This is a genomic window from Stappia taiwanensis, from assembly GCF_014635285.1.
Lineage (GTDB): Bacteria > Pseudomonadota > Alphaproteobacteria > Rhizobiales > Stappiaceae > Stappia > Stappia taiwanensis.
Map to the genome: position 1 here is coordinate 230412 of NZ_BMCR01000004.1, position 24806 is coordinate 255217.

General features: G+C 66.1%; 23 protein-coding genes. 9 read left to right on the forward strand and 14 right to left on the reverse strand.

Features of this window, described 5'->3' with window-relative positions; translation table 11 throughout:
- Positions 1–47: 47 nt before the first annotated feature.
- The 6 genes from IEV83_RS11790 to IEV83_RS11815 are packed head-to-tail and all read right to left on the reverse strand — an operon-like array spanning position 48 to position 5635.
- Entirely contained in the window at positions 48–509 is a 462-nt protein-coding gene (locus IEV83_RS11790) for a RidA family protein (RefSeq protein WP_245152951.1), read from the reverse strand.
- Between the two features lie 40 nt (positions 510–549).
- Complete coding sequence (locus IEV83_RS11795; RefSeq protein ID WP_181759052.1) at positions 550–2190, reverse strand: benzoate-CoA ligase family protein; 1641 nt, start codon at positions 2188–2190, stop codon at positions 550–552.
- A gap of 54 nt (positions 2191–2244) precedes the next feature.
- Positions 2245–3441, reverse strand: coding sequence for an acyl-CoA dehydrogenase family protein (locus IEV83_RS11800; protein WP_181759051.1), 1197 nt, complete (start codon positions 3439–3441; stop codon positions 2245–2247).
- 11 nt (positions 3442–3452) lie between these two features.
- Positions 3453–4304, reverse strand: coding sequence for an enoyl-CoA hydratase family protein (locus IEV83_RS11805; protein WP_371873445.1), 852 nt, complete (start codon positions 4302–4304; stop codon positions 3453–3455).
- A 1-nt stretch (position 4305) separates the two neighbouring features.
- The gene (locus IEV83_RS11810; protein WP_181759239.1) at positions 4306–4827 is read right to left on the reverse strand and encodes a MarR family winged helix-turn-helix transcriptional regulator; all 522 of its coding nucleotides are present in this window, start codon (positions 4825–4827) and stop codon (positions 4306–4308) included.
- Between the two features lie 37 nt (positions 4828–4864).
- Positions 4865–5635, reverse strand: a complete 771-nt coding sequence (locus tag IEV83_RS11815) for an SDR family NAD(P)-dependent oxidoreductase (RefSeq protein WP_181759050.1) — start codon at positions 5633–5635, stop codon at positions 4865–4867.
- A 176-nt stretch (positions 5636–5811) separates the two neighbouring features.
- Between IEV83_RS11815 and IEV83_RS11820 the strand changes: the two genes are divergently transcribed.
- Together IEV83_RS11820 and IEV83_RS11825 are read left to right on the forward strand one after the other, a co-directional pair.
- Positions 5812–8151, forward strand: coding sequence for a bifunctional salicylyl-CoA 5-hydroxylase/oxidoreductase (locus IEV83_RS11820; RefSeq protein ID WP_181759049.1), 2340 nt, complete (start codon positions 5812–5814; stop codon positions 8149–8151).
- Between the two features lie 144 nt (positions 8152–8295).
- On the forward strand, positions 8296–10416 hold the full coding sequence (locus tag IEV83_RS11825; RefSeq protein ID WP_181759048.1) for a S9 family peptidase: 2121 nt from the start codon (positions 8296–8298) through the stop codon (positions 10414–10416).
- Positions 10417–10573: 157 nt separating this feature from the next.
- Here the strand turns inward: IEV83_RS11825 and IEV83_RS11830 are convergent, their stop codons facing one another.
- Both IEV83_RS11830 and IEV83_RS11835 read right to left on the reverse strand, forming a co-directional pair.
- Positions 10574–10783: a YgaP family membrane protein gene (locus IEV83_RS11830; protein ID WP_181759047.1), complete on the reverse strand. Its 210-nt coding sequence runs from the start codon at positions 10781–10783 to the stop codon at positions 10574–10576.
- Positions 10784–10893: 110 nt separating this feature from the next.
- Complete coding sequence (locus IEV83_RS11835; RefSeq protein ID WP_181759046.1) at positions 10894–11577, reverse strand: Crp/Fnr family transcriptional regulator; 684 nt, start codon at positions 11575–11577, stop codon at positions 10894–10896.
- 128 nt (positions 11578–11705) lie between these two features.
- On the opposite strand from IEV83_RS11835, the gene IEV83_RS11840 reads away from it, so the two are divergent.
- Positions 11706–12065 carry a hypothetical protein gene (locus IEV83_RS11840; RefSeq protein ID WP_181759045.1) on the forward strand — a complete coding sequence of 120 codons (360 nt, stop codon included), beginning with the start codon at positions 11706–11708 and terminating at the stop codon, positions 12063–12065.
- Between the two features lie 74 nt (positions 12066–12139).
- On the opposite strand, the gene IEV83_RS11845 is transcribed toward IEV83_RS11840, so the two are convergent.
- The 3 genes from IEV83_RS11845 to IEV83_RS11855 form a co-directional block, all read right to left on the reverse strand.
- Entirely contained in the window at positions 12140–12739 is a 600-nt protein-coding gene (locus IEV83_RS11845) for a superoxide dismutase (RefSeq protein WP_181759044.1), read from the reverse strand.
- A gap of 262 nt (positions 12740–13001) precedes the next feature.
- Entirely contained in the window at positions 13002–13409 is a 408-nt protein-coding gene (locus tag IEV83_RS11850; protein WP_181759043.1) for a DUF4332 domain-containing protein, read from the reverse strand.
- A 54-nt stretch (positions 13410–13463) separates the two neighbouring features.
- A complete protein-coding gene (locus IEV83_RS11855; RefSeq protein ID WP_181759042.1) occupies positions 13464–13850 on the reverse strand; it encodes a DUF2780 domain-containing protein in 387 nt (128 codons plus the stop codon).
- A gap of 161 nt (positions 13851–14011) precedes the next feature.
- On the opposite strand from IEV83_RS11855, the gene IEV83_RS11860 reads away from it, so the two are divergent.
- The 5 genes from IEV83_RS11860 to IEV83_RS11880 all read left to right on the forward strand — a co-directional run bounded on the left by IEV83_RS11860 (position 14012) and on the right by IEV83_RS11880 (position 21303).
- On the forward strand, positions 14012–15574 hold the full coding sequence (locus tag IEV83_RS11860; protein WP_181759041.1) for a helicase HerA-like domain-containing protein: 1563 nt from the start codon (positions 14012–14014) through the stop codon (positions 15572–15574).
- Between the two features lie 36 nt (positions 15575–15610).
- Positions 15611–16579: a cation efflux transmembrane domain-containing protein gene (locus tag IEV83_RS11865; protein ID WP_181759040.1), complete on the forward strand. Its 969-nt coding sequence runs from the start codon at positions 15611–15613 to the stop codon at positions 16577–16579.
- Between the two features lie 335 nt (positions 16580–16914).
- A complete protein-coding gene (locus tag IEV83_RS11870) occupies positions 16915–19098 on the forward strand; it encodes an inverse autotransporter beta domain-containing protein (protein ID WP_181759039.1) in 2184 nt (727 codons plus the stop codon).
- Between the two features lie 150 nt (positions 19099–19248).
- On the forward strand, positions 19249–20640 hold the full coding sequence (locus tag IEV83_RS11875) for a M20/M25/M40 family metallo-hydrolase (protein ID WP_181759038.1): 1392 nt from the start codon (positions 19249–19251) through the stop codon (positions 20638–20640).
- 81 nt (positions 20641–20721) lie between these two features.
- A complete protein-coding gene (locus IEV83_RS11880; RefSeq protein ID WP_181759037.1) occupies positions 20722–21303 on the forward strand; it encodes an LOG family protein in 582 nt (193 codons plus the stop codon).
- Between the two features lie 35 nt (positions 21304–21338).
- On the opposite strand, the gene IEV83_RS11885 is transcribed toward IEV83_RS11880, so the two are convergent.
- Positions 21339–22019, reverse strand: a complete 681-nt coding sequence (locus IEV83_RS11885) for a haloacid dehalogenase type II (RefSeq protein WP_181759036.1) — start codon at positions 22017–22019, stop codon at positions 21339–21341.
- A 68-nt stretch (positions 22020–22087) separates the two neighbouring features.
- Positions 22088–22456: a hypothetical protein gene (locus IEV83_RS11890; RefSeq protein WP_181759035.1), complete on the reverse strand. Its 369-nt coding sequence runs from the start codon at positions 22454–22456 to the stop codon at positions 22088–22090.
- 11 nt (positions 22457–22467) lie between these two features.
- Between IEV83_RS11890 and IEV83_RS11895 the strand changes: the two genes are divergently transcribed.
- Positions 22468–23331: a branched-chain amino acid aminotransferase gene (locus tag IEV83_RS11895; RefSeq protein WP_181759034.1), complete on the forward strand. Its 864-nt coding sequence runs from the start codon at positions 22468–22470 to the stop codon at positions 23329–23331.
- Positions 23332–23358: 27 nt separating this feature from the next.
- Here IEV83_RS11895 and IEV83_RS11900 read toward each other — a convergent pair whose 3' ends face one another.
- Positions 23359–24573, reverse strand: a complete 1215-nt coding sequence (locus tag IEV83_RS11900) for a YbfB/YjiJ family MFS transporter (protein WP_209003130.1) — start codon at positions 24571–24573, stop codon at positions 23359–23361.
- Positions 24574–24806 lie beyond the last annotated feature (233 nt).

Here is a 24806-nt window from a genome sequence, read left to right on the forward strand (position 1 = left end):
CGAAGGCCTTTCGCGCCGGCGGTTGCAATGGCCTTGGGCCGAAACAATCAGGCCGGCAGGATCGCCGTGCCCTCGATTTCCACCATCGCCTCGGGCTCCACCAGCGACAGGACCTGCACCACGGCCATCGCCGGGAAGTTCCGCCCCATTACCGAGCGATAGGCCGGGCCGAGGTCCTTGAGGCAGGCGCGGTAGGCCTCCATGTCGGTGACATACCAGGTCAGCCGGGCGATGTGCTCCGGTCCGCCGCCGCCCGCACGCACCACCGCCACGACGTTTTCCAGGGTCTGGCGGATCTGCTCGACGAAATCGGCGGAGAACTCACCTTCGGTGTTCCAGCCGATCTGGCCGCCGGTGAGGACGAACCGCCCCTCCCCGGCCATGCCATTGGCATAGCCCTTCGGGGTCGGCCAGCCCTCGGGCTGCACCGGAGACACTCCGGCGCCGGCGGGGCTGGTATCGGGAACTGCGGTGGCGGCTTTGGCGCCGGCATTCAGGGTCGTGGTCAAGACGCGATCTCCGCTGTCGATCAGGAACAAGGGTTACGGGTCAGGACGCGGCACGGGCCGTGTCCTCATGGGAGGCAATCTCGCGCAGGGCAAAGCGTTGCAGCTTGCCGGTCTCGGTGCGCGGCAGCTTGTCGACGAACTCCACGGCGCGCGGATATTTGTAAGGGGCCAGCTCGGCCTTGATGTAGTCCTGCAGCTCCTTGATGAGCGCGGCATCGCCGGTGACCCCGGGCTTCAGAACCACATAGGCCTTGACGATGCGGCCGCGCTCCGGATCGGGAGCCCCGACCACGCCGCATTCGGCCACCGCCGGATGGGCCAGCATGGTGCCTTCCACCTCCGGGCCGGCGATGTTGTAGCCGGCGGAAATGATCATGTCGTCGGAGCGGGCCTGATACCAGAAATAGCCGTCGGCATCGCGAATGTAGGTGTCGCCGGTGACGTTCCAGCCATCCACTACGTAGTTCGCCTGCCGGTCATCTGCCAGATAGCGGCAGCCGGTGGGACCGCGCACGGCCAGTCGGCCCGGGGTTCCGTCCGGAACCTCCGCGCCATCGGGGCCGATCACCTTGGCCTCGTAGCCCGGAACCGGCTTGCCGGTGGCACCGGGGCGCAGCTCGTCCTCGCGGGCGGCGATGAAGATGTGCAACAGCTCGGTGGCACCGATGCCATCCATGATCCTGATGCCGGTCGCCGCGAACCAGTCGTCCCAGATCGCCTTGGGCAGCGCCTCGCCGGCGGACACGCATTTGCGCAAGGACGACAGATCCGCATCCCCTTTCCGGGCAAGGATCGCCCGATAGGCGGTCGGCGCGGTGAACAGAACCGTCGGGCGCATCTGCGGGATCGCCGCAAGCAACTCGTCCGGCCCGGCCCGCTCCAAGAGGATCGCCGTGGCGCCGACGCGGAACGGGAAAAGCACCAGCCCGCCCAGGCCGAAGGTGAAGGCAAGCGGCGGCGAGCCGATGAACACATCGTCCTCGCGCGGGCAGAGCACCTTTGCCGAATAGCAGTCGCAGATGGTCAGCATGTCCCGGTGGAAATGCATGGTCGCCTTCGGCTCGCCGGTGGTGCCGGAGGTAAAGCCGAGCAGGCAGACATCCTCCGCCGCCGTGTCGCAGGGCGCGAATTCCGCCGAGGCCGACGCCATGCGGGTTTCCAGCGCCTCCTCGGTGCCGCCGCCGGCATAGACGATGGTCTTCAGCCGGTCGGTGCGCCCACGGGTCAGCTCCATTTCCTCCGCCAGCCGATGATCGCAGATCGCCAGCGACAGCTCGGCCTTGTCGGTGATGGCCGCCAGTTCCTTGGCGCGCAGCAGCGGCATGGTGGCAACCACCACCCCGCCCGCCTTCAGCACAGCGAAATAGACCGCCGTCATCATCGGCGTGTTGGGGAACCGCAACAGCACCCGGTTGCCCGGCACCAGACCGAAATCGGCGACCAGCACATTGGCGATGCGGTTGACCTTCTCCGCCAGCTCCGCATAGGTCCAGCGCTCGTCCGGGGAGACCAGCGCCAGCTTGTCACCGCGCCCCTCGGCCACGTTGCGGTCGATGAGCTCACTGGCGCAGTTGAGCCGCTCCGGATAGCCGAGGCGGTCGAGATTGATCAGATCCGGCCACTGCGCGCGCGGCGGCAGGTTGTCGGCGGTGAATGTATCGAGATGGGCTGACTTGGCCATGAGCCTCTCCTCTGGACGCGTTTCCCGCCGGTTTTCCGGCGGTGGTGTTTGTCGTTATTCGGCTGCCGCCGCCTGGGTGCGGGCGGCATGGTCGGCAATCGCCTGGCGGGCGATCACGATCTTCTGGATTTCCGTGGCGCCCTCGTAGATCCGCAGCGCCCGGACATCGCGGTAAAGTTCCTCCATCTTGCAACCGACGCGCACGCCGTTGCCGCCATGCAGCTGTACCGCGCGGTCGACCACCTTCTGGGCGTTTTCCGTGGCCACCATCTTGGCCAGCGCCGCCTCGCGGGTGATGCGCGCCGCGCCCTGGTCCTTGGTCCAGGCGGCCCGGTAGACCAGCAGCGCCGCCGCATCCACATCGGCGATCATGTCGGCGAGGGTGCCTTGGGTCATTTGCAGATCGGAGAGCGGTGCGCCGAAAAGCTGGCGCGTGGTGGTATGCGCCAGCGTGTCGTCGAGCGCTCGGCGGGCAAAGCCCAGCGCGGCAGCTCCGACGGTGGAGCGGAAGATGTCGAGCGTTGCCATCGCCACCTTGAAGCCCTCGCCCGGCTTGCCGAGACGCTGGCTGACCGGCACCCGCACGGCGTCGAAATCAAGGGTCGCCAGCGGATGCGGTGCCACCGTGTCGATCCGCTCGCGCACGGAAAACCCCGGCGTGTCGGCATCGACGACGAAAGCGGACAGGCCGCGCGCGCCCGGCGCCTCGCCGGTGCGGGCGAAGACCACATAGTGATCGGCGATGCCACCGTTGGAGATCCAGGTCTTGTCGCCGCTGATGCGCACATGATCGGGCCCATCCGGCTCGGCGATGGTGGCAAGCGCCGCCACATCGGATCCGGCGGCCGGCTCCGACAGGGCAAAGGCGGCAATCTTCTCGCCGCGCCCCACCGGCGGCAGATAGCGGGCGCGCAGCTCCTCGGACCCGTAAAGGGAAATGGAGCCGGTGCCGAGCCCCTGCATGGCGAAGGCGAAATCGGCAAGGCCGTTGTGGCGGGCCAGCGTCTCACGGGCGATGCACAGGGTGCGCACGTCGAGCCGCTCATGCATCCCGCCCTCGGCCGCCGGGATGGCGGCACGCAGGAAGCCGGCCTCGCCGAGCGCGGCCACCAGCCGGCGGCAACTGCCGTCGACATCGTGGTGATCGACCAGCCCGGGCACCGTCTTGGCGGCCCAGGCATCGAGCCGGGCGGCAAAGGCGCGGTGGCCCACATCGAAGAACGGCCAGTCGAGGAAGCTCATGTCGGTCATCGCAAAGCTCCTCAATTGCCTTCGAACACGGGCTTCTGCTTGGCGGCGAAAGCGTTGAAGGCCCGGGTGTAATCCTCGGTCTTCATGCACACCGCCTGGGCCATGGCCTCCGCCTCGATCGCCTGATCGACGGACATGTCCCACTCCATGTGCAGCATCCGCTTGGTCATGGCGTTGGCGAAGGTCGGTCCGGCGGACAGGCTGTCGGCCAGCTTGCGCGCCTCGGAAAGAACGCTGCCGGCGTCGGCGAGCCGGTTGAAGAAGCCCCAGCGCTCGGCTTCCTCGCCGCTCATCACCCGGCCGGTGTAGAGCAGTTCGCTGGCCCGGCCCTGACCGATGATACGCGGAAGAATGGCGCAGGCGCCCATGTCGCAGCCGGCGAGGCCAACCCGGTTGAACAGGAAGGCCACCTTGGCGCCGGTGGTGCCGACGCGCAGATCCGAGGCCATGGCGATGATCGCCCCGGCGCCGACGCAGATGCCGTCAATGGCGGCAACGATCGGCTGCGGGCAGGCACGCATCGCCTTGACCAGTTCCCCGGTCATGGTGGTGAACTGCAACAGGCCGGGCATGTCACGCGACAGCAGAGGTTCGATGATCTCGAACACATCGCCACCGGAGCAGAAATTGCCGCCGGCACCGGTGATGACGATGGTCTTCACTTCCGTATCGAACTGCAGGGCGCGGAACAGGTCGCGCAGTTCCGCGTAGGACTGGAAGGTCAGCGGGTTCTTGCGGTCCGGGCGGTTGAGCGTGATGGTCGCGGTCTTGCCGTCGACCTCCAGCAGGAAGTGCCGGGGCGTGTAGTCGCGGACCGGCAGCGTGATCGCGTAGGTTTCCAGCGGAGCCATCTGCGGGGCCATGTCAGCCATGGGCATCATCCTTGTCTGTGGAGCTCGGAAAGACCCGGGCCTGGGCAGCGCGGGCGGAGGTTTTTGCCTTGCCAAGAAGGCGCATCAAGGTGTCGATGTCGGTCTCGTCGAGACCGTCGAACATCTCGCCGATCCAGTCGCCGTGATCATGGGCCATCTCTTCGAACGCCGTCCGGCCCTTTTCCGTAAGATTGACCAGTGCCGAGCGCCGGTCGCCAGGGGCGGGACGCCGGTCAACCAGCCCGTCCTGCACCAGACGCTCGACAAGGCCGGTGACATTGCCGGCCGAGACCATCATGCGGCGCGACAGATCGCCGAGGGTCATGCCCTCCGGCGCCTTTTCAAGCTGGGCCATCAGATCGAAGCGCGGCAGGGTCACATCGAACCGCGCCCGCAGGCGCGAACGGATCTCGCTCTCGATCAGCGTAGTGCAGGTCAGAAGGCGCAGCCACAGCCGCAACTCGGCGCGGTGATCCTCCCCGCCCTGCATCCGGGTTTCCGCATCGATCGTCATCGGGCCGGTATCCGGCATTGTCTCATTCATCACGACCTCACATCACTTCGCCGCCGGCAACGGCGATCGACTGGCCGGTGACCGCACCAGCGCCATCACCGGCGAGCCAGGCCACGCAATCGGCCACCTCGGCCGGATCGATCAACCGCTTCTGCGGATTGTCGCGCACCATCTCGGCAATGATCTCGGGCTCCTCGCGACCGGTCTTTTCCCGGATCCTGGCGATGCTCTCGCGCACCAGATCGGTGTCGGCGAAGCCGGGGCAGACCGCATTGACGGTGACGCCGGTCTCCGCCGTCTCCAGTGCCAGCGACCGGGTCAGACCGATGACCGCATGCTTGGCCGCCACATAGGCGGAGACATAGCGATAGCCCTTCAGACCGGCGGTGGAGGCGATGTTGATGATCCGTCCGCCCTTCGCCGCGATCATGCCGGGCAACACCGCGTGACAGGCGGTGATGACGCTTTCCAGATTGATCGACAGCATCCGCGCAAATTGCTCGGGCGGCGTCTTCAGGAACGGCGCGCTTTCCGCCGAGCCGGCGTTGTTGACCAGAACGGCGACACCGCCATGACGTTCCTCGGCCTCGCGAATCGCGGCGATCAATCCCGCCCGGTCGGTGACGTCGGCGGCGGCGAACCCAGCGGCGCCGATCTCCCGCGCCATGGTCTCCGCCCGCACCGCATTGCGGCCGAGGATGGTCACGGCGCCGCCCTCGGCCACCATCTTGCGGGCAATCGCCACGCCAATGCCGCGCGTGCCCCCGGTCACCAGAACATGCCGGCCGTCGAACGGACCCTTCGTCACGTCGCACCTCCTCTTCGAGCCGGCCCTTTTCGCCGGATTTCCGCCAATCCAGGCCTTTGCCAAATCGGCATTGCATCCTCAATTATTTTAAGCTTAAAATATCTCTCGAATGGACGCAAGCCGTCGTTGCCCGAAACCGGGGAGGCGGGGCGGCAACAGGGAGAAGGGACAGGTCAATGCGTATTGAAGTGATCGGAGGCGGACCCGCAGGTCTTTATTTCGCGATCCTGATGAAGAAGGCACGGCCGGAGGCCAGCATCACGGTCCATGAACGCAACCGTCCGGATGATACGTTCGGCTTCGGCGTCGTCTTCTCCGACCAGACGCTTGAGACTTTCGAGCAGTATGATGCGGAAAGCTATCGGGCGATCACCGAGAACTTCGCCTATTGGGACGACATTGCGATCCATTACAAGGATGCCTCGTTCCGGATCGGCGGCAACGGCTTCTGCGGCTGTTCCCGGCGCACCCTGTTGCTGCTGTTGCAGGAGCGGGCGCGGGAGCTGGGCGTGGAGATGCGGTTCGAGACCGACATCACCGACCTCACCCAATTCGAGGGCGCCGACCTGATCGTCGCCGCCGACGGCATCAACTCGGCGGTGCGCGAGGCGCACCGGGATCACTTCCAGCCGAGCGTCGACCTGCGCCCCAACAAGTTCACCTGGATGGGCTCGACCAAGCCGCTCGACGCCTTCACCTTCTACTTCAAGGAAACGCCAGCGGGCATCTTCATCGCTCATACCTACCAGTATGAGCCGGGCCGTTCGACCTGGGTGCTGGAGACCGATCCGGAAACCTTCGAGCGCTCCGGCCTCGGCGACATGAGCGAGCAGGAGGCCGCCACCTATCTGGAGGGCGTCTTCGCCGAGGAGCTGGACGGCCATCCGCTCCTGATCAACCGCTCCATGTGGCGCAACTTCCCGATGATCCGCAACGCCCGCAGCACCATGGGCAATGTGGTACTCCTCGGCGATGCCAAATCGACCGCCCATTTCTCCATCGGCTCGGGCACCAAGCTGGCGATGGAGGACGCCATCGCCCTTTACGAAAGCGTGATGCGCACGGACGGCATCAGCGCCGCGCTGGCCGATTTCGAGGTCAGCCGCCGCGAGGACGTGGAAAAGACCCAGCACGCGGCGGATGTGTCGCTCGTCTGGTTCGAGCACGTCAAGCGCTACTGGCACATGGATCCGGTGACCTTCGCCTTCGGCGTGATGACCCGGTCCAAGGCCATCACCTATGACAATCTGGAGCTGCGCGCGCCGGAGTTCGTCGCCGAGGCCACCCGCACCTTCGCCCGCAAGCTGCGCGACAGCGGCTTCGACATCGACACGGAAAACCCGACCGTGCCGGCCTTCCAGCCCTTCACCCTGCGCGACATGACGCTGGCCAACCGCTTCGTCGTCTCGCCGATGTGCATGTATTCAGCCGTGGAGGGCGTGCCGCAGGACTTCCATTTCGTCCACTACGGCTCGCGCGCCATGGGCGGTGCCGGACTGGTCTTCACCGAGATGACCTGCGTCTCGCCGACCGCGCGCATCACCCCGGGCTGCACCGGCCTTTGGAACGACGACCAGCAGGTCGCCTGGACCCGCCTCACCGACTTCGTGCACGGCCAGACCGAGGCGAAGATCTGCCTGCAGCTCGGCCATGCCGGGCGCAAGGGCGCCTCGAAGCTGATGTGGGAGGGCATGGACCGGCCGCTGCCGGAGGCCGAGGCCTGGCCGATCCTGGCCGCCTCCGCCCTGCCCTACTACCCGGAAAGCCAGGTGCCGAAGGCGATGGACCGGGCCGACATGGACGCGGTCAAGGCGGATTTCGTCGCCAGCGTCGAGCGCGCCATCGCCTGCGGCTTCGACATGATCGAGCTGCATTGCGCCCATGGCTACCTGCTGGCCAGCTTCCTGTCGCCGGTCACCAACATCCGCGAGGATGAATACGGCGGCTCGCTGGAAAACCGGCTGCGCTTCCCGCTGGAGGTGTTCAAGGCGATGCGTGCCGTCTGGCCGGCGGACAAACCCATGTCGGTGCGCCTGTCGGCAACGGACTGGATCGAGGGCGGCCTGACCGGCGAGGACAGCGTGGCCATCGCCAAGGCGTTCTCCGAGGCCGGCGCGGACCTGATCGACGTCTCCACCGGCCAGACCAGCCCGGAGAGCTCGCCGGTCTATGGCCGCATGTTCCAGACCTCCTTCGCCGACCAGATCCGCAATGAGGCGGAAATCGCCACCATGGCGGTCGGGGCAATCACCACGGCGGATCAGGCGAACACGATCCTGACCGCCGGTCGCGCCGACCTGATCGCGCTCGGCCGGCCGCATCTGGCCGACCCGGCCTTCACCCTGCGCGCCGCCGGCGAATACGGGGTGGGTGATGTCTTCGCGCCGAAGCAGTATCAGCCGGGCAAGTTCCAGCTTCTGCGCAATGGCGAAAGGGCCCGCGAGGAGCTGCGCGAGCTGAAGCTCAAGGCCAAGCCGAAGACCCATAACCCGGCCTTCCGCGAAGCGGCCGAGTAAGCCCGCGACACACCGACCGCCCCCGGCTCTTCCAGACCTTGCGAAGAGCCGGGGCGACATTGCCGGTTCAGGGACGATCTGTTCGGGCTTCACGCGTTCGGGGAGCTCTTGCCATCGCGTGGCAAAGCACCTACCTCCGAAATCATGCTGAACAAGACCCCTCCCCCCGCCGCCTCTTCCCCCACCGCTGCTTCCCAAGCCCCGCGCGCCGAGAAGCGTCCCGTCACCCACGAGATCCACGGGATCGCGCGGACGGACGACTATGCCTGGCTGCGCGCCGACAACTGGCAGGAGGTGATGCGCCAGCCGGAAACGCTGGACGCCGGCATCCGCGCCTATCTGGAAGCGGAAAACGCCCATCTGGAAGCGGGCATGGCCGACACCGCCGGCCTGCAGGACACCCTGTTCGCCGAGATGAAGGGCCGGATCAAGGAGGATGACAGCTCCGTTCCCGCCCCCGACGGCCCCTATGCCTATGGCATCCGCTATGTGACCGGCGGCCAGCACCCGAAGCTGGTGCGCTGCCCGCGCGAGGGCGGCGCGGAAACCGTCATGATCGACGGCGACAAGGAGGCCGAGGGCAAGGCCTATTTCCGTCTCGGCGGGGCGATGCATTCGCCCGATCATTCCCGGCTCGCCTGGGCCTATGACGACAAGGGTTCGGAGTACTACACCCTGCTGGTGCGCGACCTTGCCACCGGCGCGGATCTTGCCGACCGCATTCCCGACACCGGCGGCGGCGGTGTCTGGTCCGCCTGCGGCCGCTACCTGTTCTATGTGCGGCTCGATGACAATCACCGGCCCTCGAAGCTGTTCCGGCATGAGGTCGGCACCGATCCGGCCGGCGATGTGCTGGTCTATGAGGAGGCCGACCCGGGCTTCTTCATGGGCGTCGGCCAGACCCAGTCGGCCCGCTTCATCCTGATCGACAGCCACGATCACGAAACCTCCGAGGTGCGGGTGATCGCGGCCGACGATCCGACCGCCGAACCCCGCCTGATCGCCCCGCGCGAAACGGCGGTGGAATATTCGGTGGAGGATGACGGCGAACGCTTCGTCATTCTCACCAACGCCGATGGCGCGGAGGATTTCCGCATCGTCACCGCGCCGGTGGGCGCGCCCGGCCGCGACAATTGGCAGGATCTGGTGCCGCACCGCGAAGGCCGGCTGATCCTCTCCGTCACCGTCTATGCCAAGCACATGGTGCGGCTGGAGCGGGAGGACGGGTTGCCGCGCATCGTCGTGCGCCGGCTGGCGGACGGGCTGGAACATGCCATCGCCTTTGACGAGGAAGCCTATTCGCTCGGCCTGTCGGACGGATACGAGTTCAACACCAACCGTATCCGCTTTTCCTATTCGTCGATGACGACGCCGAGCCAGGTGTTCGACTACGACATGGAAACCCGCGAACGGGTGCTGCGCAAGACGCAGGAAGTGCCCTCCGGCCACGACCCGGCGGACTATGTCACCCGGCGCCTGCAGGTGCCCGCCGAGGACGGCGAGACCGTTCCGGTCACCCTGCTTTACCGCGCCGATACGCCGCTCGACGGCAGCGCCCCCTGCCTGCTCTACGGCTATGGCTCCTACGGCATCTCGATCCCGGCGAGCTTCAACACCAATTGCCTGTCGCTGGTCGACCGGGGCTTCGTCTACGCCATCGCCCATATTCGTGGCGGCAAGGACAAGGGCTTCCGCTGGTACGCGGACGGACGCCGGCAGGCGAAGGCCAACACCTTCACCGATTTCATCGCCGCCGCCCGCTACCTTGCGGCGGAACGCTTCACCTCGGCGGACCGGATCGTCGCGCAAGGGGGCTCCGCCGGCGGCATGCTGATGGGTGCGGTGGTCAACATGGCGCCGGACGCCTTCGGCGGCATCATCGCCGAGGTGCCCTTCGTCGATGTGCTCAACACCATGCTCGACGACACGCTGCCGCTGACGCCGCCGGAATGGCCGGAGTGGGGCAACCCGATCGCCAGCGAGGCCGATTACCGGACAATCGCCGCCTATTCGCCCTATGACAACATTGCGGCAAGGGCCTATCCGCCAATCCTCGCGCTTGGCGGCCTGACCGACCCGCGCGTCACCTATTGGGAACCGGCGAAATGGGTGGCGCGGCTGCGCGAACGACGCACCAACGACGCGCCGCTTTACCTGAAGACCAACATGGATGCCGGCCATGGCGGCGCCTCCGGCCGCTTCGACCGGCTGAAGGAGGTGGCGCTGGTCTATGCCTTCGCCCTGAAGGTAACCGGCAAGGCGTGATACCCGGCGCGCCCTGATACCTGAACCAAATGCGGCGCGAGGGTCCCCCTCGCGCCGCATTTACATTTCTAGGTAAGCCGGGATCTCCGGAAGACCCGTCCTGCTCCCTCACCCGGCCTTTTCCTGGTTCAGTCTGTCGGCCAATCCGCCTTGCCCGTCAATCCGCCTTGCACGTGCGGATGCCGAACAGCGTGTAGGCCGGGCACCATTTCAGGAAGGCCGTCAGGAGCGGCATGACGCCGATCCAGCCAACCCACTTCCAGGTGATGTCCGCCGGACCGAACAGCGCGAAGGCGATCAGCGCCACGCCAACGATAATCCGCGCGATACGGTCAGCCGTGCCCACATTGGTGGTTACCAGTGCCATGTCATGTCTCCCAGCATCAGGCGCGCGGCCTGCCGGCCCCTCCGGCACCGCCCGCTTTGTTTCGATTTCACGAAATTAGCAGGCACGCCGGGCGACTGTCGGTGACTAGGTCACAGTTCCCCGGAGGATATCTCACCCAAGCGGCGTAACTCCTCCGGGCGCAGAACGGCAATGGTGCCGCGCCGGCGCTCGACGATGCCCTCGCGCGCCCAGCGGGCGATCTGGCGCGACACCACTTCCCGCGCGGTTCCCAGTTCCCCGGCCAGTTCGGCCTGAGTAGCGACGATATCCTTCCCGTCCCCGGATTTCTCCAGCAGCAGGCGCGCCAGCCGGGCGTCGATCCGGTGGAACACGGCGTCCTCCATCCGTTTCAGGATCTCGCCAAGGCGCTGGCCGAAGCCATTGAAGACGAGGCGTCGGAATGCGGGCGATTCGTCGAGAAAACGGCTCACCGCGGGGGCCGGCAGCATGAAGGCACGGGTCGGCGCCTCGGTCTCGCCGGTCGCCGAATACAGATCCTCGCCCAAGAGGCAAGCAGTGGTCAGGACGCAGGTTTCGCCGCTCCCGACCCGGTAGAGCAGCATTTCCCGTCCGGTGTCGGCGGTGAACGAGACCCGCACCGAGCCGGAAAGCACCAGAAGCCAGCCCTGGCACGCCTCTCCAGGGGCGAACACCTGCTGCCCCTCCGGAAGCTCAATGACCCGCCCGGTTTGCCAGAGCCGGTTCGCCGTGCCCTCGTCCAGTCCCGTGCCCCCCAGGGCTTGTAGGCTGGCGGCATTGGTCGCATTGTTCATTGAAGATACACTCGTGCCGGTGTGACTGTCGTGCCAACGCCAAAAGCGTCGACAGGCCCTGTCAAAGGGCTTACACCGTCGCGGCTCCCCGTGCCACGGTGGAGCGCCCATCCGCCCAGAGGAGCCTCATGTCCAGACCGCTGACAGCCACCGTTCTCGCCGCCAGCCTCACGCTCGCCGCCTGCAGCCCGACCAGCACCACCACCGGCAGCGTGGTGGGCGATATCCTGTTCGCGCCGACCTATGACGAGGCCTATGTGCCGCAGACCTATGGCACGCGCTATGACTGCCGCGCGATGGCCGCGCAATACGGTGCCGACAACATCTGGCGCGGTCTGGTTGGCGGGCGCAAGAAGGTCGATTTCAAGACCCGCCCCTATTCGCGGGAAGGCTGTTTCCGGACCGAGGCGGAATGCCGTGCATTCGTGACCTACATTTCCGGCTTCCTGCTACAAACCTTCACCCGCGAGTGCCGCAAGGGCTACTGAGCGCCGGGGAACACCTCTCCGGGACACACAAAAAAGGCGGCCACCGGGGCCGCCTTTTTCCGTATCCGGGGCCTTTAAGAGGCTGCCTGGAACAGCTCGTCCACATAGTCCCAGTTGACCATGTTGTCGACGAAGGCTTCCAGGTACTTCGGCCGGGCGTTGCGGTAGTCGATGTAGTAGGAATGCTCCCACACGTCGACACCGAGCAGCGGCGTTGCGCCATGCACCAGCGGGTTCTCGCCGTTCGGCGTCTTCATCACGACCAGCTTGCCATCCTTCATGGCGAGCCAGGCCCAGCCGGAACCGAACTGGGTGGTGCCGGCGGCGATGAAATCGGCGCGGAACTTGTCGAAACCGCCGAGATCGCTGTCGATCTTCGCGGCCAGCGCGCCCGGCAGCGAGGACCCGCCACCATTCGGCTTCATCCACTTCCAGAAATGAATGTGGTTGTAGTGCTGGCCCGCGTTGTTGAAGAGGCCGGCGTTCTTGCCGTAGCTCTCCTTGACGATCTCCTCCAGCGACTTGCCTTCCAGGCCAGAGTCCTTCAGCAGGTTGTTGCCATTGGTGACATAGGCCTGATGGTGCTTGTCGTGGTGATACTCCAGCGTCTCGGCCGACATATAGGGCCCCAGAGCATCATAGGCGTAGGGAAGGTCCGGGAGTTCAAATGCCATAAAGAGGTCCTCCGAATGGGGCGTGTCTCTTGCCGAAGCCACGAACCGTGTGCCGGTCCGGCTTCGCTCACGGAAGGCAACTTAGGCATGTCTCCCGCGCTCGGCAATGTCCGATCAGGAAAATCCCCGATGTGTGCGACATTTACCCAGCGCTAGCTGCGGAGACTTCCCCCGCGTTTGGCGCCAGCATGAAGACCGGCACCGCGCCGGGCACCGGTTCCCATGGTCAGATTGCCGCAGGTACGTGGGGGCCGGCCGGACCTCAGTAGGTCATCATTGGCGGCAGATCCTTGGCCTGCTCGACCCATTTCACCACGTTCTTCTCGCTGGGCACGAGGCGGACGAGTTTCTTCTCCTCGTTCACCTCCTTCATTTTCGCCGCGAGATTTTCCGCGTTGCGGTGCTTCAGTTCCTTGACCGTGTCGACGCCGGCCGCCTCCAGCAGCTCCGAATACTCCTCACCGACGCCGCTGATACGCATCAGATCGGCCATGTTGGCCCATTTCAGAATGCGCTTGTCGTCAATGCCGGTCTCCTCGGCCAACGCCTTGCGTCCCTTTGGGTCCTTGGCCCGCTCCAGATAGTCGTCGGTGGTCTTGATCCCCACCGCCGTCAGTTTTTCCGCATAGACCGGGCCAATGCCCTCGATTTCGATAATCGGATACGACATCAATTCCCTCCACCAATGAAGCCGGCCTCAACGCGGCCGGGGTTGCAATGCCGGTTACAGGATCTGACCAAGGCCCGGGATCGCGTCGACCACCTCGTCGACGAGCTCCGGCCCAGCCTTTTCGCGGGCGAAGGACACGAGTTCGCGGGTCACGCCCTGCACCTGCCCCATATCAAGGCCCGCGTTGGTCAGCTTGTTGAGCGCGGCCATCGCCCCCATGCCGCCGCCCATCATGCCGCCGAGACTGCCGAGCAGACCGCCGCCGCCCGAGCCGGCCTCATCGAGCAGGGTCTCCGCGCCAGGCAGAGCCGCCATCAAACGGGCCACCTGCTCCTTGGGACCGTCGGAATTGAGGAAATTGAGGATAATCTTCACCGCTTGCCCGGCGGCGTCCTCGCTCACGCCAACGGCGCTGGCGATGCGGCTGATCAGTTCGTCCATGCGCCTTCTCCAGAATCACGGGTCAACCCGAGAGGTATCTGACAACAGACTGAGGCGGATCACAACGGCTGTACAGCGTCCCTGCCGCAAGGTACATCACGGGTTGCCCCCTATCCGAGCGGGACTGCTGCTGCGGCCCCGGCAAAAGCGGAGATCATGACGTGAACGCAGACGACAGACTTTTCCTCGGCGGCTCGGTGAAGCCGGAATACCTGTCGTTGCGCCTTGCCAACCGCCACGGGCTGATCACCGGCGCCACGGGCACGGGCAAGACCGTCAGCCTGCAAATCCTTGCCGAGAGCTTTTCCAATGCCGGCGTGCCGGTGTTCTGCGCCGATGTGAAGGGCGATTTGTCCGGCATCGCCGCCGCCGGCGAACCCAGGGATTTCCTGGAAAAGCGCGCGGCCGACATCGGTTTCCTCGAAGACTATGTCTATGAGGACTTCCCGACCGTGTTCTGGGACCTTTTTGGCGAACAGGGCCATCCGATCCGCACCACCGTATCGGAAATGGGGCCGTTGCTGCTTTCCCGGCTGATGGATCTCAACCCCACCCAGGAAGGGGTTCTGAACGTCGCCTTCGAGCTGGCCGACGACGAGGGGTTGTTGCTGCTCGACCTCAAGGATCTTCAGGCCCTGCTCGCCCATGTGGCCGAGCGGTCCTCCGAACTGTCCAAGCTCTATGGCAACGTGTCGAAGGCCTCGGTCGGTGCGATCCAGCGCCAGCTTCTGGTGCTCGACCGCCAGGGCGGAGAGGCCTTTTTCGGCGAGCCGGCACTCGATATCCGCGACATGATGCGGGTTTCGCGCGACGGGCGCGGCGTCGTCAGCGTGCTGGCCGCCGACAAGCTGATGGCCGCCCCCCGGCTTTATGCCACCTTCCTGTTGTGGCTGTTGTCGGAGCTGTTCGAGGAACTGCCCGAGGTGGGAGACCCGGAAAAGCCCCGGCTGGTGTTCTTCTTCGACGAGGCGCATCTGTTGTTCGATGAGGCACCGAAGGCGCTTCTCGACAAGATCGAGCAGGTGGTGCGGCTGATTCGCTCCAAGGGGGTGGGCGTCTATTTCGTCACCCAGAACCCGCTGGATGTGCCCGAATCCGTACTGGCCCAGCTCGGCAACCGGATCCAGCACGCGCTGCGCGCCTATACCCCGCGCGAGCAAAAGGCGGTGCGGGCCGCCGCCGAAACCTTCCGCCCCAACCCGGAGCTCGATACCGAGCAGGTGATCATGGAACTGGGCGTCGGCGAGGCGCTGGTCTCCACGCTTGAGGACAAGGGCATCCCGTCGGTGGTGCAACGCACCCTGATCCGCCCGCCCTCCTCCCGCCTTGGCCCGCTGACCGCCAGCGAGCGCCGCGACCTGATCCGGTTCAGCCCCGTCGCCGGGATCTACGACGAGGCGCGCGACCGGGACTCCGCCTTCGAGGTCCTGCGCCGGCGTGCCGAGGAAGCCGCCCGGCTGGAAGAGCGCCAGCGCGACCGGGAGGCGCAGGAAACCAAGCGCCGGGGGGCACCGCGCCGCACAAGGTCGGGCTTTTCGGTACCGGATTTCGGTCGGGACGACACGCCCGCCCCGTCGCGTAGCCGTCGCCGCAGCCGCAGCCGCAGCCGCCGCTCCGACAGCGTTGCCGACGCGGCAGTCAAATCGGTGGTCCGCTCGCTCGGTTCCGCACTTGGCCGGGCGCTGGCGCGCGGTATTCTCGGCTCGATGAAACGGGGGTTCTAGGCCAGACGCCCCCGAACGCAGGCGCAGGAGACAGGCATGTCCGCAGACTCTCACCCGCCGCGCAGCGACATGGAGATCGAGGCCAGGGCCCTTGCGGTCGGCAAATGGGCCAATCTCTTCATGGCGGTTGCCGGGATCGTCACCGCGCTGCTGTCACGCTCCGATGCGATGCTGGTGGACGGGCTCTACTCCGCCGTCAACTTCCTTTCCGCCATCGTGGCCGCGCGCATTGGCCTGTCCATCGCCCGCCCTGCAAACCGGCGGCGCCCCTGGGGTTATGACTTCGACGAAGCGCTTTATGTCACCTTCCGCAGCATGATCCTGATCGGCATCCTGCTCTTCGCCCTGTTCGTCAGCCTGTCGAAGATCGCCACCTACCTGACCGGTGGCGCCGTGCCGACGCTGGTGTTCGGGCCGATTGCCATCTACGCGGTCACCATCGTCCTGATCTGCGCCGGTCTCGCCTTCAGCTATCACCGCGCCTATGTCGCGACCGGACGGCGCAGCGCCATTCTCCAGACCGAAAGCAAGGCGGCGCTGATCGACGGGGCCATCAGCCTTGGCGCCGGCGGCGCGCTGCTGTCCCTGCCCTTCCTGCCCGGCACCGCACTCGAACCGCTGATCCCGATTGGCGATGCGCTCATCGTCGTCATCCTGGTGGCGCTGATCATCTGGCAGCCGGTCAAGCTGTTCCTGCGCTCGCTGGCCGATCTTGCTGGCATCAGCGCCCCGCCGGCAACGGTCGCCGCTGTCGCCCGCCGCACACGCGCGGCGGCGCTGGAGACCGGCTTCCGCTATCTGCGCTGCGCCGTCCTGCGCGCCGGTCGCAGCCATTATGTGGCGGTCTATCTCGATCCGCAGCGCCCGGTCACGGCCGCCGAGATCGACGCCTTCCAGTCCCGGCTCCGCACCGCCCTTGACGAGGCCATCGGCTCCCTGCGGCTGGAGGTGGTCGTCACCGAACGGCGGGGGCCGGAGACCAAGGCCGCCAGTTTGCTGCCCTGACGCTTCCCTCAAGTTCTGCCCACCGCCTTCCGTCGGGTCTTTGGCCAAAGAAGCGCCAAACTCCCCTTTCGCGAGAAAAGATAAAGCGTTTTCAACTCACTAATAATTCTTGAGTCATTGACTCCTGTTTTATCCCGGTCTATCGAGGCGCCCATGTTCTGACCACCTGGTCAGGCCCTGACCTCTTCGGACCGCCCCCAGCTCCTCCCGCCAGGCCCGCGGCCGTTTCCATCACATCCCAGAATTGGAAAGTCCCGTTCGCCGTCAGGTGGCGCGGAGTGGGCGCGCGCGTTCGCGCCCGACCGCCAGCCCTGCGGGCGCGGGAAAGCAACGCCATGACCCAGACCCTTCGCCGCCGGCCGGCGCCGGCACTGACCACCACCGCCCTGTGCGGCTCCCTTGCCCTTGTGCCGCTCCTCGGAGCCCCTGCCCTTGCCGGGGACGCCGACACCCGAAAATGGGTGCCGCATATCGAGGTCGGCGGCAAGGCCGGCACCAAGCGGAGCATCGGCGAAACCTCCGTGTTCGTGCCGCTGTTCCAGAGCTTCGACCGGCTGATCTACACCGACATTCGCGGCACCTTCGGCAGCGAGGGCTCGCAGGAGGTGAACGCAGGCCTTGGCGTGCGCCAGATCATCGACGGGCGCTGGATCGCCGGCGCCTACGGCTTCTTCGACTACCGCCGCACCGAGCACAACAGCCACTTCACCCAGTTCACGCTCGGCGGCGAACTGATGACCGAGGCGCTCACCTTGCGGGCGAACGCCTATCTTCCCTTCGGCAAGACCACCCAGTCCGTCGCGGCCTTCGACACGGCCAGCGTGGGCGGCAGCGGCATCACGGTGCGCGAGGGGCAGGAACGGGCGATGACCGGCTTCGACGCCGAAGCCGGCGCCCTGCTCAAGGGGCTGAGCCTGCTGCCGGAAGGCAAGGACCAGCTCTGGCTGCACGCGGGCGGCTACGCCTTCTTCGACGACAAGGCGGACACCATCTGGGGACCGCGCCTGCGCGCCGAGTACCGCATCGACGACGTTCTGGTCGAAGGCACACGGCTCAGCCTCCACGCCGAGTACCAGTATGACGAACCGCGCGGCAACCAGGGTTTCTTCGGCGCCCGGCTGCGCCTGCCGCTGCAGCGCGTGCTTGGCGGAGACGAGGGGCCGCAGCTCAGCCCGCTGGAAAAGCGCATGACCGAGACGGTGGTGCGCGACGTCGATATCGTCGCCCAGGGCGGCGCCTATGGCCGGGCGGTGACCGGCGTCGACGCGGCAACCGGCGCTGCGCTGAACGATCTCACGATCCTCGACGCGAGCAGCGCCACGCTGGAAAGCGACATCGCGACCGCCGGCTCCGCCCGCCAGATCTTCGTCCATGGCGCCAACGGTCCGGTAAACATCTCCGGCACCATCAACTTGTCCGACAACCAGCGCGTGGCCGGCGCCTTCGACGTGCGCAACCCGCTGACCGGGCGCAGCGTGCGGGTGGGCGGCACCCATCTCAACGGCACCGATGCGGGCGCCGATATCTTCCAGATGGCCAATGACACCTCCGTCACCGGCTTCACGCTGACGGGCGGGCGGACGGCGATCTCCGCGCAAGGCGCGGACGGGGTCACCGTGGCCGACCTGCGGCTGGCCGGTCAGGCGGTCGGCGGCATCAACGTGGAGAACGGCTCCGACCTGACGGTGAAGAACGTCGCCATGTCAAACATCAGCTTCTCCGGCGCCGATGGCTTCAGCAACTTCGACCCGACAGCATTGGTCAAGGGTGTGGGCCTGCGTCTCGACCGCGTTGACGGCGCCAATATTTCCGGCGTTGCGATCGACCGGGTCGGCACTGGCTTCTTCGCCAATGTCTCGAAGAACCTCACCGTGCGCGACATGGCGATCACCGAGACCGCCAAGGAAGGCGCCGTTTTCCACTATGTGCACAACGCTGATCTGGAGCGGCTGAACATCGACCGGACCGGGGCGGACGGCTTCGCCTTCGTCGCCTCCGGCGACATCGCCTACCGCAACTCGTCCCTGACCAATCTCGGCGCGGTGACCAATCTTGGCAAGCGCAGCGGCATCAACATCAGCGGCTTCAGCGGCGACGGTTCGATCATCGTCGGCGCGGAATCGAACAAGGGTTACCACTTCGAGGGCCTGACGATCGCCAACGCCAGCAACAGCGGGATGATGATCCAGGAGATCCGAGATTCCGAGTTCCGCAACATCGCAATCTCCAACGTGGATGTCATCGGCATCCAGCTGATGCAGATGATGCACGCCTCTGACAATCTGACCTTCGCGGATGTCACCATCGACCGTGCCGCCAAGGCCGGCTTCTGGATGATGGGCACTTTCTCCGGAATGAACGGCAATGTGAGCGTGACCAACTCGGCTGCGGATTGCGGCCGCTCCCTCTACATGGCCAGCGCGCTCAATCAGGCGGCGGGCGACGCCTTCTCGGTGAACGGCACGGAGATCACCAATGCCAACCTCACGAGCACCTGCGCCCAGGTGAGCAACTTCTAGGGACGACGCCACCTCTCCCGGACAGCAAATGCGCGGGGCCGTTTTCCGATCTGCGGAAAACGGCCCCGCGTGCGTCTTGCCACGCCCGGTGATCTGTGGCCATGTACGGCCTCAAATCCTGCCTTCATCACATTGTTTCTGGAGCATCTCATGTCGCAGCTTGACCGGGTCCTCGCGCGGATCGACAGCGATCTCGACACCTCGCTGAACCGTCTGTTCGACCTTCTGCGCATCAAGAGCATCTCGACCGATCCGGCCTACAAGGACGACTGCCGGCAGGCAGCCGAGTGGCTCGCCCGCGAACTCACCGAGATCGGCATTCCCGCCACCGTGCGCGACACCACCGGCCACCCGATGGTCGTCGGTCACCGCAAGGGCAAGGGAAAGCCCGGACCGCACGTGCTGTTCTACGGCCATTACGATGTCCAGCCGATCGATCCGATCGAATTGTGGGAGCAAGACCCCTTCGCCCCGCGCATCGTTACCCGCGAGGACGGCAGCAAGATGATCGTTGCCCGCGGCGCCGCCGACGACAAGGGCCAGTTGATGACCTTCGTGGAAGCGGCACGAGCCTTTATCGCCGAGACCGGCGACCTGCCGCTCTCCGTTTCGGTGCTGCTGGAGGGCGAGGAGGAATCCGGCTCGCCCTCGCTGCACCCCTTCCTCACCGCCAACAAGGACGAACTGTCCTGCGATCTGGCGCTGGTCTGCGACACGGGCATGTGGGACCGGGAGACGCCGGCGATCACCACCATGCTGCGCGGCATGGTGAAGGAGGAGGTGACCGTCACCGCCGCCGACAAGGACCTGCATTCGGGCATGTTCGGCGGGGCGGCGCGCAATCCGATCCATGTGCTGACCAAGGCCCTTTCCGGGCTGCACGACGAGAACGGCCGGGTGACCCTGCCCAATTTCTACGAGGGCGTCGTGGAAATGCCGGAAGACGTCACCGCCCTTTGGGACAGCCTCGGCTTCGACCATGAGGCCTTCCTCGGCGGCGTCGACCTGAAGGAGCCGGCGGGAGAGAAGGACCGCTCGGTTCTGGAGCAGATCTGGACCCGTCCGACCTGCGAGGTCAACGGCATCTGGGGGGGCTATACCGGCGCCGGTTTCAAGACCGTCATTCCCTCCGCCGCTCACGCCAAGATCTCGTTCCGGCTGACCGGCGACCAGGATCCCGATCAGGTCCGTCTGTCATTCCGCAGCTACGTGCGGGCGCAGATGCCGAGCGACTGCACCGTCACGTTCCACGACCAGAGCGGCAGCCCGGCGCTGCGCATGCCCTTCGACAGCCCGGCTCTTGCCAAGGGCCGCAAGGCGCTGGCGGACGAATGGGGGCGGGAAGCGGCGCTGATCGGCTGCGGCGGGTCGATCCCGATCGTCGGCGACTTCAAGACCATGCTCGGAATGGATTCCATGCTGATCGGCTTCGGCCTTGAGGACGATCAGGTGCATTCGCCGAACGAGAAGTATGAAATGACCAGCTTCCACAAGGGCATTCGCTCCTGGGCGCGGGTGCTCGACGCCCTCGCCAAGGATTGACCAGCGCCTTTGGGCAGCCTTGAGCCCGGCGCGCCCAGCGGCGCGCCGGCGCACGCCCTCCCGAGAAAAAAGGACAGGCAGTTGAAATCCATTTGCGTTTTTTGCGGATCAAGCATGGGCGGACGCCCGGATTACCGGGCCGCCGCCGAACAGGCAGGCCAGGCGATCGCCCGCAGCGGCCGCCGTCTCGTCTATGGCGGGGCGAAGGTCGGGCTGATGGGCGTTGTCGCCGATGCCGCCCTTGCCGCCGGCGGAGAGGTGGTTGGCGTGCTGCCCGTCTCCCTGCAGGAAAAGGAACTGGCCCATGAGGGGCTGACCGAGTTGCATGTGGTCAGCTCCATGCATGAACGCAAGGCGATGATGGCGGACCTTTCCGACGGTTTCATCGCCCTGCCCGGCGGCGCCGGCACGCTGGAGGAGATTTTCGAGATCTGGACCTGGGGTCAGCTCGGCTATCACCGCAAGCCCTGCGGCTTTCTCAATGCCGCCGGCTATTACGATGGCCTCTTGAGCTTCCTCGACCTGCAGCGGGACGAGGAGTTCGTGCGCCCGGAAATGCGCGCGATGGTGATGGTCGACACCGATGCCGGCGGCCTGCTCGATGCGTTCGCCGCCTATCAGCCGCCGTCAACGCCGAAGTGGATCGAGCGCTCGCAAACCTGAGCGAGGCGGAAAAGATGCCTGCTGGCGCCGGCGCTTCAGCCGAGCGCCAGCAGCCCGTTCAGATCGGTCAGCACCGCCGCCGGCGGCAGATCGGCATATTCATCGGCCGCGCCCGTGCGGTTGACCCAGACCGTGCGGAAGCCGAAGGCGCTCGCGCCGGCGATGTCCCAGCGGTTCGATGACTGGAACGACACGGTTTCCGGATAGATGCGGAACTGGTTGGTGACCAGTTCATAAACGTCCTGGCGGGTCTTGTAGGTTCGCAGGATATCGGTGGAGAACACCTCGTCCAGCAAGTCCTCGATGCCGGCGGCCCGCGCCGCCGCTTCCAGCATCTGCGGCGAACCGTTCGACAGGATCGCCAACCGGTGCCCCTCATCCTTCAACCGCTTCAGAACCGTCGGCACCTCCGGATAGCAATCCAGCTTCCAGTAGGCGTCGAGCAGCTTGCGCCGCAGCTCCGGGTTTTCCATGCCGACGATGGAAAAGGCGGTGTCGAGCGCCTGTTCGGTCAGCGACCAGAAATCGACATAGCGATCCATCAACGCCCGGGTCCAGGAATACTCAAGCTGCTTTTCCCGCCAGATCACCGACAGGCGTAGCGCCTCCGGGCCCATCCCGCTCGCGTGACGGCGTACCGCCGCATGAACGTCGAACAGCGTTCCATAGGCGTCGAACACATAGGCCGAGATCGGCTTTTGCGGGGAGAGAGACATGATGACCCTTTGCGCAGCATGCTTTTTTCTTGTTCAGACGCCAAGAAAACAGCCATCCCGGACCAAGGTCAATGCTTTTGTGCGCCGCAAAAAGTCGCGTTCTCCGAACCGGCAACGCCCCCTGCGACCTGCCTTGCGCCGTGCAGCGGATCGGCCCGATTCGCGCCGAACTCCCGGAAGATGCCCATTCCTGGCGATCGACCTGCGGCAAAAATGCCGCCGCCGCCTGCGGCGCTCGCCCGCTTCGCGGCTTCGCCGCCAATCGCTGGATTTCTTTCAAATTCAGGCGCTTCACGAAAAAAATCCCGGATCTCGACGCCACCACAGAACATTGTGGTTGTTTTTTCCCTTCGCGGTAGCAAGGCCTTGACCTTGTCGCGCGAAGGGCGTTCGATCCGGCGATGAACCGACCGGCCGCCAAGCGCCGGCGCCAACACGGGAGACGCCCATGACCGAGAGGTCGACCACCTGGAACTGGATTGACGGCGAATGGCATCCGGGAAATCCGCCGATCATCGGACCGCGCAGCCACGCCTCCTGGCTCGGCTCCAGCGTGTTCGACGGTGCCCGCGCGTTCGAAGGGCTCACCCCGGACCTGGATCTGCATTGCCAGCGGGTGAATGACTCCGCCCGGGCGCTTGGGCTGACGCCGACCATGACGGTCGCGCGGATGATGGAACTCACCCGTGAAGGGCTGACGCGCTTCAACGCCGAGGATGCCGTCTACATCAAGCCCTATTACTGGGCGGAAGGCGAAGGCATCGGCACCATCGCACCGGACCCGGAGAGCACCCGTTTCTGCCTGTGCCTGTTCGAAGCGCCGATGGCCCCGGAAGGCACCGCGATCTCCCTCACCCTCTCTCCGTTCCGCCGTCCGACGCTGGAGACCATGCCGGTCAACGCCAAGGCCGGTTGCCTCTACCCCAACAACGCCCGCGCCATCGTCGAGGCCAAGGGGCGCGGATTCGACAATGCCATCGTGCTCGACATGCTCGGCAACGTCGCGGAGCTGACCACGGCCAATGTGTTCATGGTCAAGGACGGGGTGGTGCTGACGCCGGCCTGGAACGGCACCTTCCTCAATGGCATCACCCGGCAGCGGATCATCGGCCTGCTGCGCGCCGATGGCTATCAGGTCGAGGAACGGACCCTTGGCTACGGCGACTTCCTCGATGCGGACGAAATCTTCTCGACCGGCAACTATTTCAAGGTGGTGCCGGTCAAGCGGATCGAGGACCGTGAGCTTACGCCCGGTCCGGTGGCCGCCCGAGCCCGGGAGCTCTACTGGGAATTCGCCAAGAGCGCACAGTGACCAGGCGCTGACGTTGGCGAGGGCGGATCAGCCGACCTCCTCCCCCCCGATCCCGACAAGGCCGGCGGCCAGGACAAGCGCCGCCGCGGCCGCCAGGGAGGGCAGGACGAAACTGCCCGACAGATCGGCGCCGACACCGGCAAGCACCGGGCCAATCGCTTGCCCGGCGCCGAAACAGGCGGTCATCACCCCCAGCGCCTTGCGCGGATTGGCGGCGGACAAGCGCCGCGCCTCCAGCAGGCCAAGGGCGGTGATCCCCATGAAGGTGCTGCCGAACAGGATCGCGGCCAGCACGAAGCCGCCAACACCGCTGACCGTGACACTGGCCACCACCCCCACGGCCTCCAGCACGCAGGCAAGCGCGAAGGCCCGCCCGCCGCCGATCCGGGCCGCAACGCGGTTCCACACCAGGATCGAGATCGCCGCGCACAGGCCCACCAGCGCCCAGATAGGGGCCTCCAGAGCGGCCAGCCCCTCGCTGGTCCTGAGGATCGTCGTCAGGAAGGTTGCCGTCACCACATAGCCGACGCCGAACAACCCATAGGCGAGAGACAGACGCAGCAGCGCCGCCGATGGGGCCGGAGCCGCCATCGCGCCGTTGCCCCCCTGCCCGGTCGCCACGCTCCGCGCCGCGCTTGCCGCGCCTTCGGGCGGCCGCGTGCCGCCAGCTCTGCGATGTGCCCCGAGGCTGATCCCGACAAGCAGGCAGAGAAGTGCCGACACCGCGCCGGCGGACAGCCACAGGCCCGGCCACGAAACACCAAGGCGCGACAGCGTGCCGACCACCGCAGCCGACAGCGCGATGCCGAGACCCACGCCGGCGAAATGCACCGCCGACAGGCCCGGGCGGCCCTCCCGCGCCAGTTGTTCGAGCACAAGCACCGAGGAAAACACCAGCACATAGGCGCTCGCCACACCGCCGGCGAAGCGGACCAGCGACAGAAACAGAAGACTGTCGCCGAGCCCCATCACCGCCGAGGTGACGGCGCTGGCGGCAAGCGCCAGGAAGAAACCGCGCCGCAGGTGATCGGTGCCGCCACGCATCGCGGCCAAGGCGCCCGCCAGATAGCCGAGATAGTTGGCGGAGGCGATCAACCCGCCTTCGGCGGCGCTGAGCGGGATCCCCTCGATCATGAAGGGAAGCAGCGGCGTCAGTGCGAACCGGCCAATACCCATCGCCGCCGCCATGGCGAACAGCCCAGCCAGCGCCGTGCGCAGCGGCGAGCCCCCCGCCTCGCTCACAGGCGGCCCTCGCCTGCCGGGGTGCGGACCTCAGGCAAGACCAACACGGAACACCCGCCTGACTTTTGCCACACCGACAAACGGCAGGATCGTTCCTGCATCGTTCCTTTGCTCACCCGACCGCCCCCCAACAATCATCGTCAACCAACCACCGCCAACCCGACCGCGGCGCGTGTTCCGGGCGACTCGATGACATGGGCGCAAGTTCAGCGCCTTCGGCACCCGAATGCAAC